A 17,164-nucleotide genomic window follows, 5' to 3' on the forward strand; every position below is an offset into this window, starting at 1 on the left:
GTCTCTCCAGTGTGTCACAAGCGCCTCAGCAGCGCCGGTGAAGGGGGTTCTAAGCATTACAAACATACACCGCAAGCGGAAAATTCCCGAAACTCTCGAAAATCTTCAAAACAATTATTTATTGAAATAAAACAAATGCTTACAAATAGAACCGCGCCCAAATACGGCGACCAACCGCCAAGATGCGTACGGAAAATTGTGTTTCGCACAGGCTTGCTGGCAGACTCAGGCCGAGTCGGGCGGAATCGCACCTCGGAATCGGCTCATCAGGGTCGAGATCGGTAGGCGCAAAGCAAGCAAAGCCAAAATCACGGACAAATAGATCAAGGGTTCGATCTGAAATCCTTTGGCCTGCATTACATAATGCACGCCCCCCAGAACTGCTGCCGGATAGACCAAACGCTGAAGCGCGCGCCAGCCCGGGCCAAGCTGCCGTACTGAAAAGTTGTTCGACGTCACGGCCAGTGGCAGCGTCAGAACAAATGCCGCCATACCCACAGTTATATAGGGGCGCTTCAGGATGTCCGCCCAGATCTGCCCGGGGGCCTGCACATCCAATACCAGCCAAACCAAAAGATGCAGACTGATATATATAAATGTCAAAACGCCCAGCGCCCGCCTGAACTTGATCAGGTTCACGCCGACAAACCTGCGCAGGGGCGATATAGCCAGAACAACAATCAAAAACTGCAATGCCAGTTTGCCGTACTTATGCTCAAGAGCCTCAATCGGGTCGGCACCCAAACCTCCGGTCAGCCCTTGATAGAACAGCCAGGGTGCCGGCAGGACCCCCAGCAAATAGACGGCCCAAACAGGGATCCGACGGAATATCTGGTTCAGCGCGCTCATACTCTCAATAATGCTTGGACAGATCCATGCCTTCGTAAAGCCCGGCGACCTCGTCCTCGTAGCCATTGAACATGAGCGTCGGGATGCGCTTGGCAAACAGCCCACCGCCGATTTGACGCTCCGAGGCCTGCGACCAGCGCGGGTGATCCACGTTGGGGTTCACGTTACTATAGAAACCATATTCGCGCGGACCGGCCATGTTCCAGCTTGTCGGCGGCTCAACATCTGACACCGTAATGCGCACGATCGACTTGATGGATTTGAACCCGTATTTCCACGGAACCACCAGACGCAACGGTGCGCCGTTCTGGTTCGGGATCGGCCGGCCATAAATACCAGTGGCCATCAGGGTCAGCGGGTGCATTGCTTCGTCCAGCCGCAGACCTTCACGGTACGGCCAGTCCAGAACCGGATACTGAACACCCGGCATTTCATCTGGACGATAAGCGGTTTCAAAGGCAACGTATTTGGCGCCTTCCTGAACACCGGCCATGTTCAGCAGGTCGGCCAGTTCAAACCCGTTCCAAGGGATCACCATCGACCATGCCTCGACACAGCGAAACCGGTATATCCGTTCTTCGACGGTCATTTCGGACAGGATGTCCTTGAAATTGTAATCGCCGGGCTTGTCCACCAGACCGTCAATCTTGATGCTCCACGGCTCAGTAACAAGAGTATAGGCGTATTTTGCAGGATCTTCTTTCCGAGTACCAAACTCGTAATAATTGTTATAACCGGTGATCTCTTCCCAGGTATTCGGCTCCAGCGCCTCTTGCGCGGCTGCCCCCTGCGCCAGCCCTGCCAATCCGACACCCGCAATCCCGGCCATCATCTGGCGCCGGTTCAGAAACGCCGCCCGGGGGGTGACGTCGACATGTGTCAATGTGTTGGTCCAGCGATGCGCCATCTAAGTCTCCGTCTTCATACATCCTCTGAGGTGAGGTAGTCCGCTGATAGCACAGAGCCAAGGAAACAGGCCTCACGATTGAGCGACCAGTTTGTAACGTATCAGGGGGGGGGTGAGGCTGTTGTCGCGGCACCACCTGTGGTCACCACCTTTACAACGCAGGCCTCAAAAATGCAGGCTGGGCCGCAGGTATTACCAACAAGGGAAAAGATGGACGACCCATCCAACGATTGAAATCCACCAGTGGGAGAAGAAGAATGTGTGACATCTGCGTTATGAATGCCGTCAAAGATCGAATGCTGTCGCGGCGGAGTTTCTTCAAAGCTGCGGCCGCCACGAGCGTTGCGGCTGCGACCACCGGAGCGATTGCACCAGCAGCGCTGGCCGCAGGTCATGGCGGGGTCGAGGACATGACCCATACGCTCAGCCCCGACTTTCCGACTTGGGGAGGCGAACCCGGCATTTCGGCCGAACAGGCGTTCAACTTCGCGGATCACGGCTTTAACCTGTTCAATCTGTCGATCAACGAACATACCGGCACGCATATAGATGCGCCCCTGCATTTCTCCGCAGATGGCATGTCGGTTGATGAGATCCCGGTGACCGATCTGGTCGCGCCGCTTTGTGTCGTCAATATCGCCGCCCGCGCGGCCGAAGACGCCGACACCCGCGTTACCCCGGACGATCTGAAGGCGTGGATTGCGGCCAACGGAGACATCCCCGACGGCGCTTGCGTAGCGATGCATTCCGGTTGGTCCGGCAAGACCGCCACGGACGGGTTCCGCAATTTCGACGGTGAGGCGCAGCACTATCCCGGGTTTCACGTCGAAGCGGCGCAGATGTTAATGGAAGACACCGGCGCGCGGTCGATTGCGGTGGATACCCTGTCGCTGGATCACGGCATGTCTGCTGATTTCGCCACCCACTATGCCTGGCTGCCCTCGGGCCGGTTTGGCATCGAATGCCTTGCGGGCCTGGATCGGGTTCCGGCCGCGGGGGCCACGCTGGTCATCGGCGCACCGAAACATGCTGGCGGCACCGGAGGTCCGGCACGGATATTCGCGTTGGTCTAAAGCCACGATGCACTAGTGATGCAGCATACCTTCAAAGCACGGACCGATGCCCAAACCCATTGCCGAAATCACGCATCGTTACGATACAGCCGCGCCCCGGTGGCGGGACAAGATGCGCGCGCTTGGGTACTATGATGGCTACCTAGAATTCCTGACCTCGGGATTGCCTGTCGCTGACGAAGCGACACATGTGGTCGATATTGGGGCTGGCACTGCGTCCTTCGCCGAGGCCTGGGTAGCGGTCCACGGAAAACCGGCCAGGTTAACCTTACTTGAACCCAGCGCGGGGATGATCAGGCAAGGCCAAAAGGCTCTGCGGGCGCGGGGGGTCGAACCAGAACTAGCCCAAGGGGTGCTAGGCAATGTCAATCTAGACCCGGTGGGCGTAGCTCTTGCGGCCCATGTGATTGAACATTGCGCAGATCCGTCCCAAGCCTTGCAAGACATTCACAGACTGCTGCGCCAGGGGGGTCGCCTGTTTTTGGTGGTATCAAAGCCACATTGGTGTAACGCCATCATCTGGTTGCAATGGCGACATAGAACGTTTCAGCGCGCGGAGATCTTAGAGCTGCTAGATGAAGCAGGTTTTGATTGCGAAACGGTCTATTCTTTCCCATCTGGCCCACCCTCTCGGACAAGCCGGGGGTTAGTCGCAAAAAAACGCGGGTAAATTCAAGAATGGACCCACCAGTCAAGCGGGTCCATTCAACAATCAGTTTAGGTTCAATGCACCACGGCATCATCCGGTCGTGGTCGCTCAGACGTGCCCAGCCGATCGCCTATGATCAGGCCCTCGGCCCCGGCGGTGACCGGAATAGACTCGCCATCCTTGATCTCACCCGCCAGCAGCGCCTCGGCCAGCGGGTTCTGCAAGGCGCGTTGGATCACGCGTTTCAGTGGGCGAGCACCGAAGACCGGGTCATAGCCCTCGTTGGCCAGCCATTCCTTAGCCCCGTCGTCCAGAACCAGCTCGATCTTCCGCGCGGCCAGGCGTTTTTGCAGGCGTGCCATTTGGATATCGACAATGCCATCCATATCACCCCGTTTCAGGCGGTCGAAGATGATCGTTTCGTCCAGACGGTTCAGGAATTCGGGCCGGAAATGCGCCCGGACCGCATCCATCACATCCCGCCGCGCTTGTGCACTGTCGGCACCGTCGGGCAACTGGCTGAGCGCCTGAGAGCCGAGGTTCGAGGTCAGGATGATCAGCGTCTGCTTGAAGTCCACGGTACGGCCCTGACCATCGGTCAGCACACCATCATCCAGTACCTGCAACAGCACGTTGAACACATCCGGATGCGCCTTTTCGACCTCATCGAACAGCACGACTTGATAGGGCCTGCGCCGCACGGCTTCGGTCAGCACACCGCCTTCGTCATAGCCGACATAGCCCGGAGGGGCGCCGATCAGACGGGCAACCGCGTGTTTCTCCATGAACTCGGACATGTCGATGCGCACCATCGCGTTGTCGTCGTCGAACAGGAAGTTCGCCACCGCCTTGGTCAGCTCGGTTTTTCCCACGCCGGTTGGTCCGAGGAACAGGAACGAACCCAGCGGACGGCCTTCGTCGTTCAAACCTGCACGAGCACGGCGCACGGCATTTGAGACAGCCGTGACCGCCGCATCCTGACCAATGACGCGGGAATGCAGATCGTCTTCCATCCGCAGCAGCTTTTCGCGCTCGCCCTCCAGCATTTTCGAGGTCGGGATACCGGTCCAGCGTTCGACCACCGAAGCGATCTGTTCCGGACGCACCGTTTCCTCGGCCATCATCTGGCTGCTTTCGGCGTTTTCGGCCTCGGTCAGCTTTTTCTCAAGCTCGGGGATGACGCCATAGGACAGCTCACCCGCCTTGGCGAGGTTGCCTTCGCGTTTGGCGATTTCCAGATCGGCCCGTGCCTTGTCGAGCTGTTCCTTCAGATCGCGCGCACCAGCCAGCTTGTCACGTTCGGCTTGCCACTGTGCAGTCATCTCGGCGGATTGCTCCTGCAGATCGGCCAGATCCTTTTGCAAGGTTTCCAGACGATCCTTCGATGCCGCATCATCTTCGAGCTTCAGCGCCTGCTCCTCGATCTGCATCTGCAGAATCTGACGATCCAGCTGATCGAGTTCTTCGGGCTTGCTGTCCACTTCCATCCGCAAGCGAGCCGACGCTTCATCGACAAGGTCGATAGCTTTATCGGGCAGGAAGCGATCAGTGATGTAGCGATGCGACAGGGTCGCTGCCGACACCAAAGCCGAGTCCGAGATACGCACACCATGGTGCAACTCGTACTTTTCCTTGATACCGCGCAGGATGCTGATCGTGTCCTCGACAGTCGGTTCCTGAACCACAACCGGCTGGAACCGGCGCGCCAAAGCCGCGTCTTTTTCCACGTATTTACGATACTCATCCAGCGTGGTGGCACCGATACAATGCAGCTCACCCCGGGCAAGCGCAGGCTTGATCAGGTTGGCAGCATCCATCGCGCCGTCGGATTTGCCCGCGCCAACCAGCGTGTGCATCTCATCAATGAACAAAATGATTTCACCGGCGGCTTCAGTCACTTCGGTCAAAACCGCCTTGAGGCGTTCTTCGAACTCACCACGGTATTTCGCACCTGCGATCAGCGCACCCATGTCGAGCGCGAGCAGCTTTTTATCCTTTAGCGATTCCGGCACATCCCCATTGATGATGCGCAGGGCCATACCTTCGGCAATCGCTGTTTTACCCACGCCGGGCTCGCCGATCAGAACGGGGTTGTTCTTGGTGCGGCGCGACAGAACCTGCATCGAGCGGCGGATTTCCTCATCCCGCCCGATAATCGGGTCGATCTTGCCCTCAGCCGCCGCTTCGGTCAGGTCACGCGCGTATTTCTTGAGCGCATCATAGCCCTCTTCTGCCGAGGCGGTGTCAGCGGTGCGCCCTTTGCGGATGTCATTGATGGCTTCGTTCAGTTTCTGCGCCGTCACCGCGCCATCTTCCAAAGCATCCTTGGCTTTGGATTTCACCATGCACAGCGCCATCAGAATACGTTCAACCGGCACGAAACTATCGCCTGCCTTGGTGGCGATCTTTTCAGCTTCATCCAGAACTTTGGCGGTCTGACCATCCAGATAAACCTGGCCCGCATCGCCGCTGACCTTGGGAATTTTGGCCATGGACGCATCCAGTGCGTTAACGACACGGCTGGGCGCTCCGCCTGCGCGGGTGATCAGATTGCTGGCCAGCCCCTGATCATCGTCCATCAAGGCTTTGAGTATATGTTCAGGGGTCAACCTCTGGTGCCCCTCGCGCATCGCAATCGTTTGCGCTGCCTGCACGAAACCTCGTGCCCGCTCGGTGAACTTGTTCAAGTCCATATTTTGCTCCTTCTCTAAGCGCCCGGTTTTGACGCGCCCGCCTGGCAGCGCGCGTCGGTCTGGGCCTCACATTCAATCTGGGAAATATCTTGCGCGGTTCAAGGGGTCTGCCAACAGAATCCAACCTACCGACGCGGCACAGAATAAACTGTATACCCCCCAGTTTTCGCCACAGAACGCGCACCGTACATATCGACAAGCGATTGCGCTGCATCGCTGCCCGTCGGGCAGGAAACCAGATCGGCGGCGTCATCCAGAAAATCCACGGTAAAGGCGGATTCCCCTGTAACCTGACAGTCATCATCCATCGAACGATAACCGCCAATCAGCCGGAGGTTGTCGTTTGTCGGAGACCTCAGGACTGTATCGGCAGCCTCTTTTTCCAGCGCCATGTCCTGACACCCGGCCAGCATCAGCCCCGCGCAGATTGCGATAGTGGGTTTCGTAAACTGTCTCATTCCGAATTCCGTCCCAGTTGCACAACGCGATAATAGCACAGTTGGAAACCTCTGCCGTGATCTGAATCACGCAAGGCGCGCATGGACAGAAGCGCACGAAACCGTTAGGACGCAGACGTTTGCCAAAAAGGAGCCCCCAATGTCCGATGACCGCCTGATTGTAGCCCTTGATGTCCCCAACGCCCTGGACGGTCTGGCCTTGGCCGAGAGGTTGGGGGACAGTGTCTCATTCTACAAGATCGGTCTGGGAATGCTGACAGGGGGCGGGCTAGCCCTGGCGAACGAGTTAAAGCAGGATCAGGGCAAGCGCATCTTTCTGGACATGAAACTGTTCGACATCGGTAATACGGTGGAAAATGCGGTGCGTGGTCTGGCACAGTTCGATTTGGATTTCCTGACCGTTCATGGTGACCCGCACGTGGTGCGGGCCGCCAAAGAGGGTGCGTCTGGCAAAGACCTCAAGATCCTGGCCGTAACCATCCTGACCTCGTTGAACCGGGATGATCTGGATGCCAGCCTGCTGAAGTCGGGCGATGTCCAGGACCTGGTTGTCGAACGCGCGGCCAAAGCGTTGGAGGCGGGTGCCGATGGCGTCATCGCCAGCCCGCAAGAGGCCGCGCTGATCCGTGCCCTGCCCCAAGCCGAAAACCGCTTGATCGTGACACCCGGTGTTCGGCCCGCCGGTGCCGCTCTGGGAGATCAGAAACGGGTCGCAACCCCGGCAAATGCCATCGGTGATGGTGCCGATCACATCGTCGTCGGGCGCCCAATCTATCAGGCGCAAGACCCTAAAGCCGCCGCAGAGGCGGTGCTTGCAGAGTTAAATTCCTTATCCCGACACTAGGGCAATCCGGCTAAATCAGGCTAAATTTTCGCAAGAACAACCCGCAAACAGTTGACCTCAGGTCACTTTTCACCCGATCCGCGCCAAATCGTCCCTGTGCCCCAAAACACACATGCAAAACACGAGTTTCCACTGTGTGAACTGGGTTCTATCGAAAAATTCGATTTTGAGAGAATCTAAGTAGGTGATACTCCCCGCGGACCATCTCTTCCTGAGGTCCGTCACCTCCCCCCGCCACTTTGCGGGGGGCCTTCTTTTGGCAGATCTGGTTCCTACCCTCACTGTGCGGGTTTTGCCCGTGGCATGCGAATGATATAGTCACCGAACCTTACGGACCGCATGGAAGACGGGAAAAGAAAATGCCCGGCCTCTGCCGAGATTGCTTGACAGAACTGACCAAGGAACGCCGCTGCCCGGTTTGCGGCAGCCCGCGCGTCAAAACGCATCCTGAATTGTTTGACCTGTCCATCGCACATATGGATTGCGATGCCTTCTACGCCTCTGTCGAAAAACGGGACAATCCGGAGCTGGCTGACAAACCCGTCATTATCGGGGGCGGCAAGCGCGGTGTTGTGTCTACGGCCTGTTATGTCGCCCGAATTCGCGGCGTCCGTTCGGCAATGCCGATGTTCAAGGCGTTGCAACTATGCCCCGACGCTGTCGTGATCAAACCGCGCATGTCGGTCTATGCCGAGGCTTCGCGCCAAATCAGGTCGATGATGGACGAGCTGACGCCGATTGTTGAACCGCTGTCCCTGGACGAAGCGTTCATGGACCTATCCGGCACGCAACGTCTGCACGGTGCGCCCCCCGCCGTCATGCTTGCACGATTGGTCAATCGGATGAAGGACGAGTTGGGGCTGACTGGGTCAATCGGGCTGTCACATAACAAGTTTCTGGCCAAGGTCGCATCCGATCTGGACAAGCCACGCGGTTTCTCGGTGATCGGCAAGGAAGAGACATCCGCGTTTCTGAACGACAAGCCAGTGCGCCTGATCTGGGGCATAGGCCCTGCGGCGCAGGAATCGCTGGACCGCGCAGGCATACGCCTGTTCTCGGACCTGTTGCGCTGGGACCAAGAGGATCTGACCGCGCGGTTTGGCTCCATGGGCTACCGGCTGTGGCATCTGGCCCGCGGTCAGGACAAGCGCCGGGTTTCGGCACATGAACCGATGAAGTCCATCAGCAACGAAACGACCTTTTTTGAGGATACGGCCAATGCCGACATTCTGGATGGGCACCTTTGGCGGATGGCGGAAAAAGTCTCGGATCGGGCCAAGGCCAAGGGGCTGGCCGGGCGGGTTGTGACGCTCAAACTGAAACGGGCCAATCACAAACTCATTACGCGACGCGTTTCTCTTCGCGATGCCACACAGATTGCCGATCGGATCTATCGCACAGCACGGGCGCTGTTCGATCAGGTTGGTGATCAGGGCCCCTATCGGCTGTTGGGGTGTGGCCTGTCGGATCTGTGCCCCGAGGATCAGGCGGATATTTCAGGGGATCTGCTGGATCCGGATGCCTCGCGCAGGTCGCAGGCCGAACGCGCCACGGATGAGATTCGCCGCCGTTTTGGGACGGATGCCATCGTCAAAGGACGTGCCCTGCGCTGAGGTTATTCGGCTGCGAGCTGCAGCGGCTCAGGTCCGATCCGCGCAATATCCATGATGATTTCGCCCAGGGTCTCTTTGAAGGCAGCGAAATTGTCATTCGGCTCGATCCTGCTTTCATCCATATACAGGGATCTGTCGATCTCGATCTGTACAGCATGCTGGTGGCGGCTGGGGCGTCCATAGGTCTGGGTCACATAGGCCCCGGCAAACGGCGTATTTCGGGCCACACTCAGACCCGCCGAGACGAAAGCGGCCTCTATCTGTTCGACGACCTCTGGCGCTGCAGAGGCACCGAACCGATCCCCCAGCACGATCTCGGGACGTCTGGAATTGACTGTTGACGCAAGGGCCACGGCTTCGTGCGGCATCGAATGACAGTCGATCAGAATCGCCTGCCCGAATTCCTGATGCGACTCTGCCAACAACGATTTGATCCGGGCATGATAGGGACGCCAACAGGTATCGATTCGCAGACGCGCCTCATCCATGGTCAGCTTACCGCGATAGATTTCTCGACCATTGGCGACCACACGCGGAATCACCCCCAGCCCGGACGCTACCCGCGGGTTATGGCCTTGGCGGCGCGCGCCCTGAATAAGGGCTGGATCCAGCTCTTCTGCGCTGCGGTTCAGATCGACATAGGCGCGTGGCATCATCGCCGAAATCAGTGGCGCACCATGGTCCGCCGCTGATGAAAACAACTGATCCACAAAAGCATCCTCGGAAGAACGAATCACATCTTGGCTGAGAATCGATCGCTTCATCAGCCCATTTGGATAGTTTCGACCGCTATGCGGAGAGGAAAAAACCACACAGGACGTGCGCTTGGCAGGCATATCCAGTAGGTAAGCAGCGTTTTGCATGGCGACTCCTTGTTCGCACCAAACATAGACCGGAAAATAGTTCTACCAAACCCCTTGAACCCTTTTGCGACTCCTTTTATAGACCCCGCTACCGGCGCGGGGTTCCGCGCCCCATTTCGTTATGGGGTTGGCCACGCGACGGTTTCATGGGCGGTTAGCTCAGCGGTAGAGCACTTCGTTGACATCGAAGGGGTCACAAGTTCGATCCTTGTACCGCCCACCATGAACTCACTGCTTCGGATTTCCGGGGCACCCGCAAACCCAGGCGCTGGCCACGTCCTTGATGAAGGCGCCGCAGATTGGAGACAGACCCATGAAGGTCAAGAACTCGCTCCGCTCGCTCAAGAACCGGCACCGTGATTGCCGGGTTGTGCGTCGCAAAGGCCGCGTCTACGTGATCAACAAGACGCAGCGTCGGTTCAAAGCTCGTCAGGGCTAAGAACTGCACATACTGAATTCAAAGAACCGCGCCTTCGGGTGCGGTTTTTTTTGTCCGGCATTTCAACCAGATGTAATGCGGACGGAACTGCAGGAATTCGCTCAGAAAGTTCGGTTCTGAGATTCAACGTTGTGATAGGACGATCTCGTGCTACGCTTTCCGTGATTTTATGACGGGAGGTCGGATTGGCCAACGATGATCTGGACAAGATATTCGGAACAACTCTGACCGACATGGTAGCCGATATAGGCCGCAGTGTGGCCCAGGCGGCCGAACAGCTTAGCGTTGATCAGCTGAAAGCGCTGAAGAACTACCCCCAGGAACTGCGCGATCTTGGCATCCCGCCGGTCTTTTATCACATGCAGGATGTCGATGTGGAACTGAAGGTCGTCATGGAGATGAGCAGTTCCACCGAAGAAGGCCAACGCAGCAGGATTGGCACCTTTATTTTTGGCCCGAAGCTGACTCAGACGGACACGCTCGATTCCAAAAGCGCGTCGACGATGCGAATGCGTTTCGCGCCCGGTCCCGTAGATGAGAGCAGATCTTTGGATGGCAATGATGGCAACTAAGAAAGTCAAAGCCCCCAAAAGAGCGCCCATAGATGTCCGCGTCACCGAGATGCCCGAGGCATTCACCACTCTGCTTCAGTCACTTGAAAACCGCATGACGGCAATGGAGGCGCGCGAAGTCGCGCTGCTCGAGACGATCAACGACCTGCAAGAACGGATCGACGATCTGGAAGAAGGCAGCGGCGGCATGTTGATGGGCGCGGGTAACCCGGTGATGAACCCGATGGCCGAGGGCCGCGCGGCAATGGGAGCGGACGATCCTGACACACAGGTCGTCAACGCGCAGGAATTCTCGCAAGCCCTGGGTGAACAGATCCTCGCCGGGTCTGATGGGAGCAGTGATTTCACCATCGACAACGTCAAAGTCGAAGCGGTTGTTGGGTTGGGTCAGGACGGCACCAAAGCCCAAATCGCGACGAATGCCCGAAAGCAGGCGATCAGCCAGAACGCATCCAAAGTCACTTTTTCCGTCAGGAGGCGGACCGCCACGCAAATTATTGAGAAAGACTGAATTAACAGAGGAGATTGGAAATGAGTATCGGGCAGGAACTGCTAAACGTCCCGTTTGCGGAAATGGTTCAAAAGCTTGCGCTTTCCGTTGCCGAGTCGCAGACCGAGTTGGATCGACATTCTACAGATGTCGCCAAATATATGGCCGATCAGAAGATCCAGCTTCCGGACCTGTCCAATCCCAATGGCCCCCCCAAAGAATTCAGTTTGGTTTCCATGGGCTTTCTACCCGCATTCTACGCGGTGCAAGAAGCCGAAATTGAGGTCAAAATGGCGATCTCAATGACTAAGCAAACCGAAAAAGCGGGCAGCGCTTCGGTCAAAGGTGGTTGGGGCCCTGTCGCAGCGCAGGTCAATGCCAGCTATTCCTCGCGCTATGCTTACAGCCAAGAAGGCGCAAGCAGGCTGACCATCAAACTGGCCCCGGCCGATCCTCCGGTCTTGCTGCAGAAATACATGGAAGCTGTCACACAGGTCATGCTGAAAAAAGAACCGGTGTTGACCGACGACCCAGACCCTGAGCCGGCCCCCGCACCTGTCCCGGACCCGTCTCCAACTGAACCTGAAAAAAGACAGAGAAAGCGCTAAGCAGCATCTCTCGATCTTTCAGTTTTTAAATCAACACGACTAGGCCAGCCATGACGGCGTAGCCAGGATGGGCTTTGCCGACCCTAAGGCCCCGCTGTGCTGCACCACTTGGTCGGAGCCAGCGACATGTTGGCAGTGATTTGACCAACTAATTTTGTCGGAATTTCTTGCATCCCACTGAGAATCGTTTAATTGACCATTTCAGTCGGGTTATTACCCGCGCCGATTTTCAATGTTGGGACACATGATGCTGAAATCCTCTACCTGCGTTGCCGCCGCCCTGACGGCCCTGATCGCGACCTCTGCCGCTGCCGAGGGCGAACTGAACCTTTATTCTTCGCGCCACTACGACACTGACGAACGCCTCTATTCCGATTTCGAAGAGGCCACCGGTATAACCATCAACCGCATCGAAGGCAAAGCGGACGAGTTGATTGCCCGGATGGAGGCCGAGGGCGCGAACTCACCCGCAGATATCTTGCTGACCGTTGATACCTCGCGTCTGGCGCGCGCCAAGAACGCAGGTATCCTGCAGCCGGTCGAAAGCGCGGTTCTGGAAGAACGTATTCCCACCAACCTGCAGGACGAAGACAACCAGTGGTACGGCTTTTCGCAGCGCGCGCGGATCATCTTCTTTGACAAGGCCGATGTGACCAACCCGCCCGCGTCTTATCTGGATCTGGCCAAGCCCGAATACAAAGGTCTGGTCTGCATCCGGTCGTCCAGCAACACCTATAACCAGACCCTGCTGGCCTCGATCATCACAAACCACGGCGCGGAAACCGCCAAGACCTGGGCCGAAGGCATGGTCGCGAACATGGCGCGTGAACCACAGGGCGGTGACACTGACCAGCTGCGCGGCATTGTTTCGGGTGAATGCGAGATCGCCGTTTCGAACTCCTACTACTTTGCCCGTGCAATGCGTAAAGACGTCAAAGGCCTGAGCGCTGAGATTGACATGATCGGCGTCCAGTTCCCAGCGCAAGAAGCAGAAGGCGCGCATATGAACCTGTCCGGTGCAGGCGTTGCCGCGAATGCTCCGAACAAGGACAACGCGATCAAGTTCCTGGAATACCTCGCCAGCGATCAGGCGCAGGTCTATTTCTCGAATGGCAATGACGAATTCCCGGCGGTCGAAGGCGTCGCCCTTGCGGATAACGTGGCAGCGCTGGGCGAGTTCAAAGCCGACGAGATCAACCTGTCCCAGGTCGCCAAAAACATCCCTGAGGCACAGAAGATCTTTAACGAGACCGGCTGGAAGTAATCTTTCATTCCATCGAGCAGAAGGGCGCAGTTTTCTGCGCCCTTTTTCTATTGTGAAGTTATGTTTTCTGGTCAATAATCTCATATACGGAAATGTTTCCCATATACGAGCTATGCCTGATACCCTATCCGACCGCCTTGCAAACCACCTGAATCATCTTCGCCAAACGCGGAGATGGTCGCTGGATCAGTTGGCGGAACACAGCGGTGTCAGCCGAGCCACCCTGTCGCGTATGGAAAAGGGGGATGTCAGCCCCACCGCGGAAACTCTGGGCCGGTTATGTGCCGCCTATGGGCTGCCGATGTCGCGTCTATTGATGATGGTCGAGGACAGTTTCGCCCCCCGCGTTCCCTTCGAAAATCAACCCGAATGGCGCGACCCCGAAACCGGCTTTACCCGCCGATCCGTCTCCCCTCCGGCCGCGGGCCTGAGCGGAGAGGTCATGGAAGGCCATCTGCCCCCAGGCGTTGTGATCACCTATGACACGCCGCCAAAACACGGGCAGGAGCATCACCTGATCATGCTGGACGGTGGCCTGACCCTGACCGTGGATGGAACCGCGCATCATCTGACGAGCGGGGATTGCCTGCGCTATCACCTGTCTGGCCCGACACGGTTCGAAACCCAAGCCGACCGAGGTGCTCGGTACCTGATGGTGCTGATATGATCTTACGACTGGCGGCCAATGATCTGAACCAAGCCCTAAACGATCTGACAGAGATACTGCACGCCTGCGTGCATGACGGGGCGAGTATCGGGTTCATTCAGCCATTTCCGTCGGGCGACGCGCAGCGCTATTGGCAGTCCCATGTCTGGCCAAACATCCAGACCGGCGCGGCCGAGATATTCGTCTATCGTAATGGCGAACGGATTGTCGGCACCGCACAGCTGGTGCCTGCCGCGATGCCCAACCAAGCGCATCGCGCCGACGTGTCCAAGCTGCTTGTTCATCCCCGCGCGCGACGGCGGGGCATTGGGCGGGCGCTTATGGCGACGGTTGAGGCGCGGGCACGCGAACTGGGGCGGTCCCTTTTGGTGCTGGACACGCGCAGCACGGACCCGTCGCTCCTCCTCTATCAAAGCCTTGGGTTTGAAATTGCCGGAGAAATTCCGAACTACTGCCGCAACCCGGAAAATGATCAGCTGGAACCAACTACTTTTATGTTCAAAACCCTGACCTGAGGGGCGCTCAGTCCACGGCGCTTACGGCTGTGTAAAGCCGCCGAAACCGTCCCAGCCGTTCAGATAACGCATGCATTTCTGCAGGCTCGAACCTGTCGGTGGTCGCCGGTTGCTCGGCCAGATCGGCAATGGTCAGAGCGCCGTCAGCACAGGCTGCCAGCCGGGCGGCACCATAGGCCGGGCCGGATTCCGCCCCCGCTGAACGCACGATGGGCTTTTCGGTCACAGCGGCGATCAGACCCAGCAGCAGGTCGGATTGGCTGCCCCCGCCTATGGCGGCAAGCTCGGGCAAATTGTCTATCGTGTCGCCGAAGCTCTGCGCCGCATCAGCGAAACAAAAGGCGATTGCCTCGACCACCGAACGGCAGATCTCGGCACGTGTGGTGGCATCCTCGAGGCCAAAGAATCCGGCACGGATATGCGGGTCCCCAAGGGGGCTGCGCTCACCTGTCAGATAGGGCAGGAAAATGGGCACGCGATCACCGCTGACGGTTTCAGCAAGCCCGACAACCTCGGCAGCCGAAAGCCCCAGCTGATCACCAATCCACGAAATGGGCCTTGCCCCGTTCAGCATCGCCGCCATTTGATACCAGCGGTCGGGCAATGTATGCGCAAACGCATGGACATAGCGTTCGGGGTTGGGCTTGTATTTACGATCCGCAACAAACAACTGACCGGATGTCCCCAACGAGATAAACCCACGTCCAGGTTCAGTTGCGCCCAATGACACCGCACCGGTTGCCGCATCCCCTCCCCCGGCCACGACAGGCACGCCGGAGTTCAATCCGGTCTCAGCTGCAGCCCGAACTGTTACCGTGCCAACGACATTGTGGCCGTCGAACATCTGCGGCAGCCAGTCAACAGCGACATCCGTGGCTTCCGCCATTCCGGTATGCCAGCGGCGTGAAGCCTGATCGAGCCACATTGTTCCTGCGGCATCGGAAGTATCGGTTGCCAGCTCTCCATGCAGACGCAGGCCGACATAATCCTTGGGCAGCAGGATATGGGAGAGTCGGGCATAATTGTGCGGTTCATGCCGTTTCAGCCAGGCAATCTTGGGCGCCGTAAAGCCGGGCAAGGGCAGGACGCCTACGATGTGACCAACCTGCGGCTGTGCCGCGCGAATGTCGTCGCATTCGCGGACCGCGCGGCTGTCATTCCACAGAATCGCCGGACGGATGGGGCATTGGTCGCGGTCCAACAGCACGGCCCCGTGCATCTGCCCCGACAATCCGACTGCTTTCACATCCGACAGGGAGATTTCGCCAGCAAGCAGGCCCAACGCATCGCGCGTCGCCTGCCACCAAATCTCCGGGTTCTGCTCGGACCAGCCGGGCTGTGGCGACGACGTCCCGATGCCGACTGACGAGGTCGCAAGAATTCGGCCGGCATCCGCGCAGACAAGTTTGACCGCTGACGTTCCGATGTCGATCCCAAGATACATTCACACCCCTTGCCTTGCATAATTCCGATATCACCGGCCAGGCTATTGATTTTTTTGCGCGCGCAAAGAATATGTAAAACTATGATAAGATCAAGGCGGACGAACAGACTGGCATGACGAAGATCAGGAACATGGAAGAGTTTGCGGCCCTCAGCGGCATCTCTCGGCCCACAGTATCGAAATATTTCCAGGACCCAGACAGTGTTCGGCCCACAACACGGCTCCGTATCGAAGAGGCGCTTGAGCGGTTCGACTATCGCCCCAACATCTATGCGGTGAACCAGAACCGGAAACTGACCAAGAATATCGGCATCGTGGTCCCCTATCTTGCCGATCCGTTTTTTGCCGAAATCGCACGCTATCTTGAACAAAGCTGTATTGCTGCGGGGTATCGCCCGTCCCTGTTTAGCTCGCATGGCGATCCCAAGCTGGAAAACGAAATTCTCGACGGCCTGAAATCCATGAAGCCCGCCGGAGTGCTGTTGGCACCTTTGGGGCGCACCTCGGATCGGACGGCGATCGAGAAATTCTGCGCCAATGTTCCAACAGTCCTGTTTGACAGCAATCTTGAAGGTTTGGGTGCAGCCTTTATTGGATCGGACAATTTCAGTTTTGTCTCGCAGACAGTCGAATACATGACCCGCACCGGCGAACCGCCTTCATTCTTCGAAATGCGCACCCCCGCCAACCCAAACGCCAACAAGCGACGGAAGGCCTATATCGAAGTGATGGAGCGCCTTGGGTTCGATCCTCATATCATCAAAGTCGACGGCAAGGGTTGGGCATTTGAGGAAATCGGTCACAGGGGGGCGCTGAAAGTTCTGTCAGATCGCGAGCTGAGGACGGACTCGGTCTTGTGCAGCAACGACCGTTTGGCCATCGGCTTTCTTGCTGCTTGCTATGAACAGGGGATTCGGGTCGGTCGCAAAGACGATTCTACGCTGCGCTTGGCCTCAAATGATGACCATCCCTTTGCAAAATTCACATGCCCATCCCTGACTACAGCAGCACATGATTATGACAACGTAGCCGGGCGCAGTGTGGAGACTTTGTTTGAACTCATTGAAAACGGGGGGAAATTTGACACTCGAACCGAGACTCTTTTCCCCGCAAGGTTGGTTTTAAGGGATTCCGCGTGACCTCATATTTTTAACGCGCGTAAAGTTTTTATTGACGGCGCGACAATTTTAAAACTACCTTCTCTGCACGACATCCA

The 17,164-nt window shown here is 57.5% G+C and carries 18 protein-coding genes and 1 tRNA gene; 13 read left to right on the top strand and 6 right to left on the bottom strand.

Annotated elements, in window-relative coordinates; all coding sequences use genetic code 11:
* Positions 1-225: 225 nt before the first annotated feature.
* Positions 226-849 (bottom strand): protein-methionine-sulfoxide reductase heme-binding subunit MsrQ, encoded by a 624-nt coding sequence (gene msrQ / locus AC2FHW_RS16375; RefSeq protein ID WP_271951856.1) that lies wholly within the window; start codon positions 847-849, stop codon positions 226-228.
* A gap of 4 nt (positions 850-853) precedes the next feature.
* On the bottom strand, positions 854-1,756 hold the full coding sequence (msrP, locus tag AC2FHW_RS16380) for a protein-methionine-sulfoxide reductase catalytic subunit MsrP (protein ID WP_271951859.1): 903 nt from the start codon (positions 1,754-1,756) through the stop codon (positions 854-856).
* 257 nt (positions 1,757-2,013) lie between these two features.
* On the opposite strand from msrP, the gene AC2FHW_RS16385 reads away from it, so the two are divergent.
* Both AC2FHW_RS16385 and AC2FHW_RS16390 read left to right on the top strand, forming a co-directional pair.
* Positions 2,014-2,829, top strand: a complete 816-nt coding sequence (locus AC2FHW_RS16385) for a cyclase family protein (RefSeq protein WP_271951861.1) — start codon at positions 2,014-2,016, stop codon at positions 2,827-2,829.
* 46 nt (positions 2,830-2,875) lie between these two features.
* The gene (locus AC2FHW_RS16390) at positions 2,876-3,499 is read left to right on the top strand and encodes a class I SAM-dependent methyltransferase (RefSeq protein ID WP_271951863.1); all 624 of its coding nucleotides are present in this window, start codon (positions 2,876-2,878) and stop codon (positions 3,497-3,499) included.
* Between the two features lie 53 nt (positions 3,500-3,552).
* Here AC2FHW_RS16390 and clpB read toward each other — a convergent pair whose 3' ends face one another.
* On the bottom strand, positions 3,553-6,171 hold the full coding sequence (clpB, locus tag AC2FHW_RS16395; protein ID WP_142639513.1) for an ATP-dependent chaperone ClpB: 2,619 nt from the start codon (positions 6,169-6,171) through the stop codon (positions 3,553-3,555).
* A gap of 125 nt (positions 6,172-6,296) precedes the next feature.
* On the bottom strand, positions 6,297-6,629 hold the full coding sequence (locus tag AC2FHW_RS16400) for a hypothetical protein (RefSeq protein WP_142639515.1): 333 nt from the start codon (positions 6,627-6,629) through the stop codon (positions 6,297-6,299).
* Positions 6,630-6,768: 139 nt separating this feature from the next.
* Between AC2FHW_RS16400 and pyrF the strand changes: the two genes are divergently transcribed.
* Positions 6,769-7,473: an orotidine-5'-phosphate decarboxylase gene (pyrF, locus tag AC2FHW_RS16405; RefSeq protein WP_281973698.1), complete on the top strand. Its 705-nt coding sequence runs from the start codon at positions 6,769-6,771 to the stop codon at positions 7,471-7,473.
* Between the two features lie 359 nt (positions 7,474-7,832).
* Positions 7,833-9,086 carry a DNA polymerase IV gene (locus AC2FHW_RS16410; protein ID WP_281973697.1) on the top strand — a complete coding sequence of 418 codons (1,254 nt, stop codon included), beginning with the start codon at positions 7,833-7,835 and terminating at the stop codon, positions 9,084-9,086.
* Positions 9,087-9,088: 2 nt separating this feature from the next.
* Here the strand turns inward: AC2FHW_RS16410 and AC2FHW_RS16415 are convergent, their stop codons facing one another.
* Positions 9,089-9,949, bottom strand: a complete 861-nt coding sequence (locus AC2FHW_RS16415) for an N-formylglutamate amidohydrolase (protein ID WP_142639521.1) — start codon at positions 9,947-9,949, stop codon at positions 9,089-9,091.
* 148 nt (positions 9,950-10,097) lie between these two features.
* Here AC2FHW_RS16415 and AC2FHW_RS16420 point away from each other — a divergent pair.
* The 8 genes from AC2FHW_RS16420 to AC2FHW_RS16455 all read left to right on the top strand — a co-directional run bounded on the left by AC2FHW_RS16420 (position 10,098) and on the right by AC2FHW_RS16455 (position 14,504).
* Positions 10,098-10,172: transfer RNA gene (locus AC2FHW_RS16420), tRNA-Val, on the top strand.
* 90 nt (positions 10,173-10,262) lie between these two features.
* Positions 10,263-10,388: a type B 50S ribosomal protein L36 gene (ykgO, locus tag AC2FHW_RS16425; protein WP_008562923.1), complete on the top strand. Its 126-nt coding sequence runs from the start codon at positions 10,263-10,265 to the stop codon at positions 10,386-10,388.
* Between the two features lie 185 nt (positions 10,389-10,573).
* Complete coding sequence (locus AC2FHW_RS16430) at positions 10,574-10,960, top strand: hypothetical protein (protein ID WP_142639523.1); 387 nt, start codon at positions 10,574-10,576, stop codon at positions 10,958-10,960.
* Positions 10,950-11,471 carry a hypothetical protein gene (locus AC2FHW_RS16435; protein WP_142639525.1) on the top strand — a complete coding sequence of 174 codons (522 nt, stop codon included), beginning with the start codon at positions 10,950-10,952 and terminating at the stop codon, positions 11,469-11,471. Before AC2FHW_RS16430 ends, AC2FHW_RS16435 begins: the two co-directional genes overlap by 11 nt.
* Before the next feature lie 20 nt (positions 11,472-11,491).
* Positions 11,492-12,058: a hypothetical protein gene (locus AC2FHW_RS16440; RefSeq protein WP_282022427.1), complete on the top strand. Its 567-nt coding sequence runs from the start codon at positions 11,492-11,494 to the stop codon at positions 12,056-12,058.
* Positions 12,059-12,305: 247 nt separating this feature from the next.
* Positions 12,306-13,322, top strand: coding sequence for an extracellular solute-binding protein (locus tag AC2FHW_RS16445; RefSeq protein ID WP_496822247.1), 1,017 nt, complete (start codon positions 12,306-12,308; stop codon positions 13,320-13,322).
* Positions 13,323-13,434: 112 nt separating this feature from the next.
* Complete coding sequence (locus AC2FHW_RS16450; protein ID WP_496822248.1) at positions 13,435-13,989, top strand: helix-turn-helix domain-containing protein; 555 nt, start codon at positions 13,435-13,437, stop codon at positions 13,987-13,989.
* A complete protein-coding gene (locus tag AC2FHW_RS16455; RefSeq protein ID WP_496822250.1) occupies positions 13,986-14,504 on the top strand; it encodes a GNAT family N-acetyltransferase in 519 nt (172 codons plus the stop codon). Before AC2FHW_RS16450 ends, AC2FHW_RS16455 begins: the two co-directional genes overlap by 4 nt.
* Before the next feature lie 7 nt (positions 14,505-14,511).
* Here AC2FHW_RS16455 and xylB read toward each other — a convergent pair whose 3' ends face one another.
* Positions 14,512-15,948, bottom strand: coding sequence for a xylulokinase (xylB, locus tag AC2FHW_RS16460; RefSeq protein WP_496822252.1), 1,437 nt, complete (start codon positions 15,946-15,948; stop codon positions 14,512-14,514).
* 113 nt (positions 15,949-16,061) lie between these two features.
* Here xylB and AC2FHW_RS16465 point away from each other — a divergent pair, with 113 nt between their 5' ends.
* The gene (locus AC2FHW_RS16465; protein ID WP_142639537.1) at positions 16,062-17,087 is read left to right on the top strand and encodes a LacI family DNA-binding transcriptional regulator; all 1,026 of its coding nucleotides are present in this window, start codon (positions 16,062-16,064) and stop codon (positions 17,085-17,087) included.
* Positions 17,088-17,164 lie beyond the last annotated feature (77 nt).

The sequence above is a fragment of the Ruegeria sp. YTSA108 genome (genome assembly GCF_059610185.1).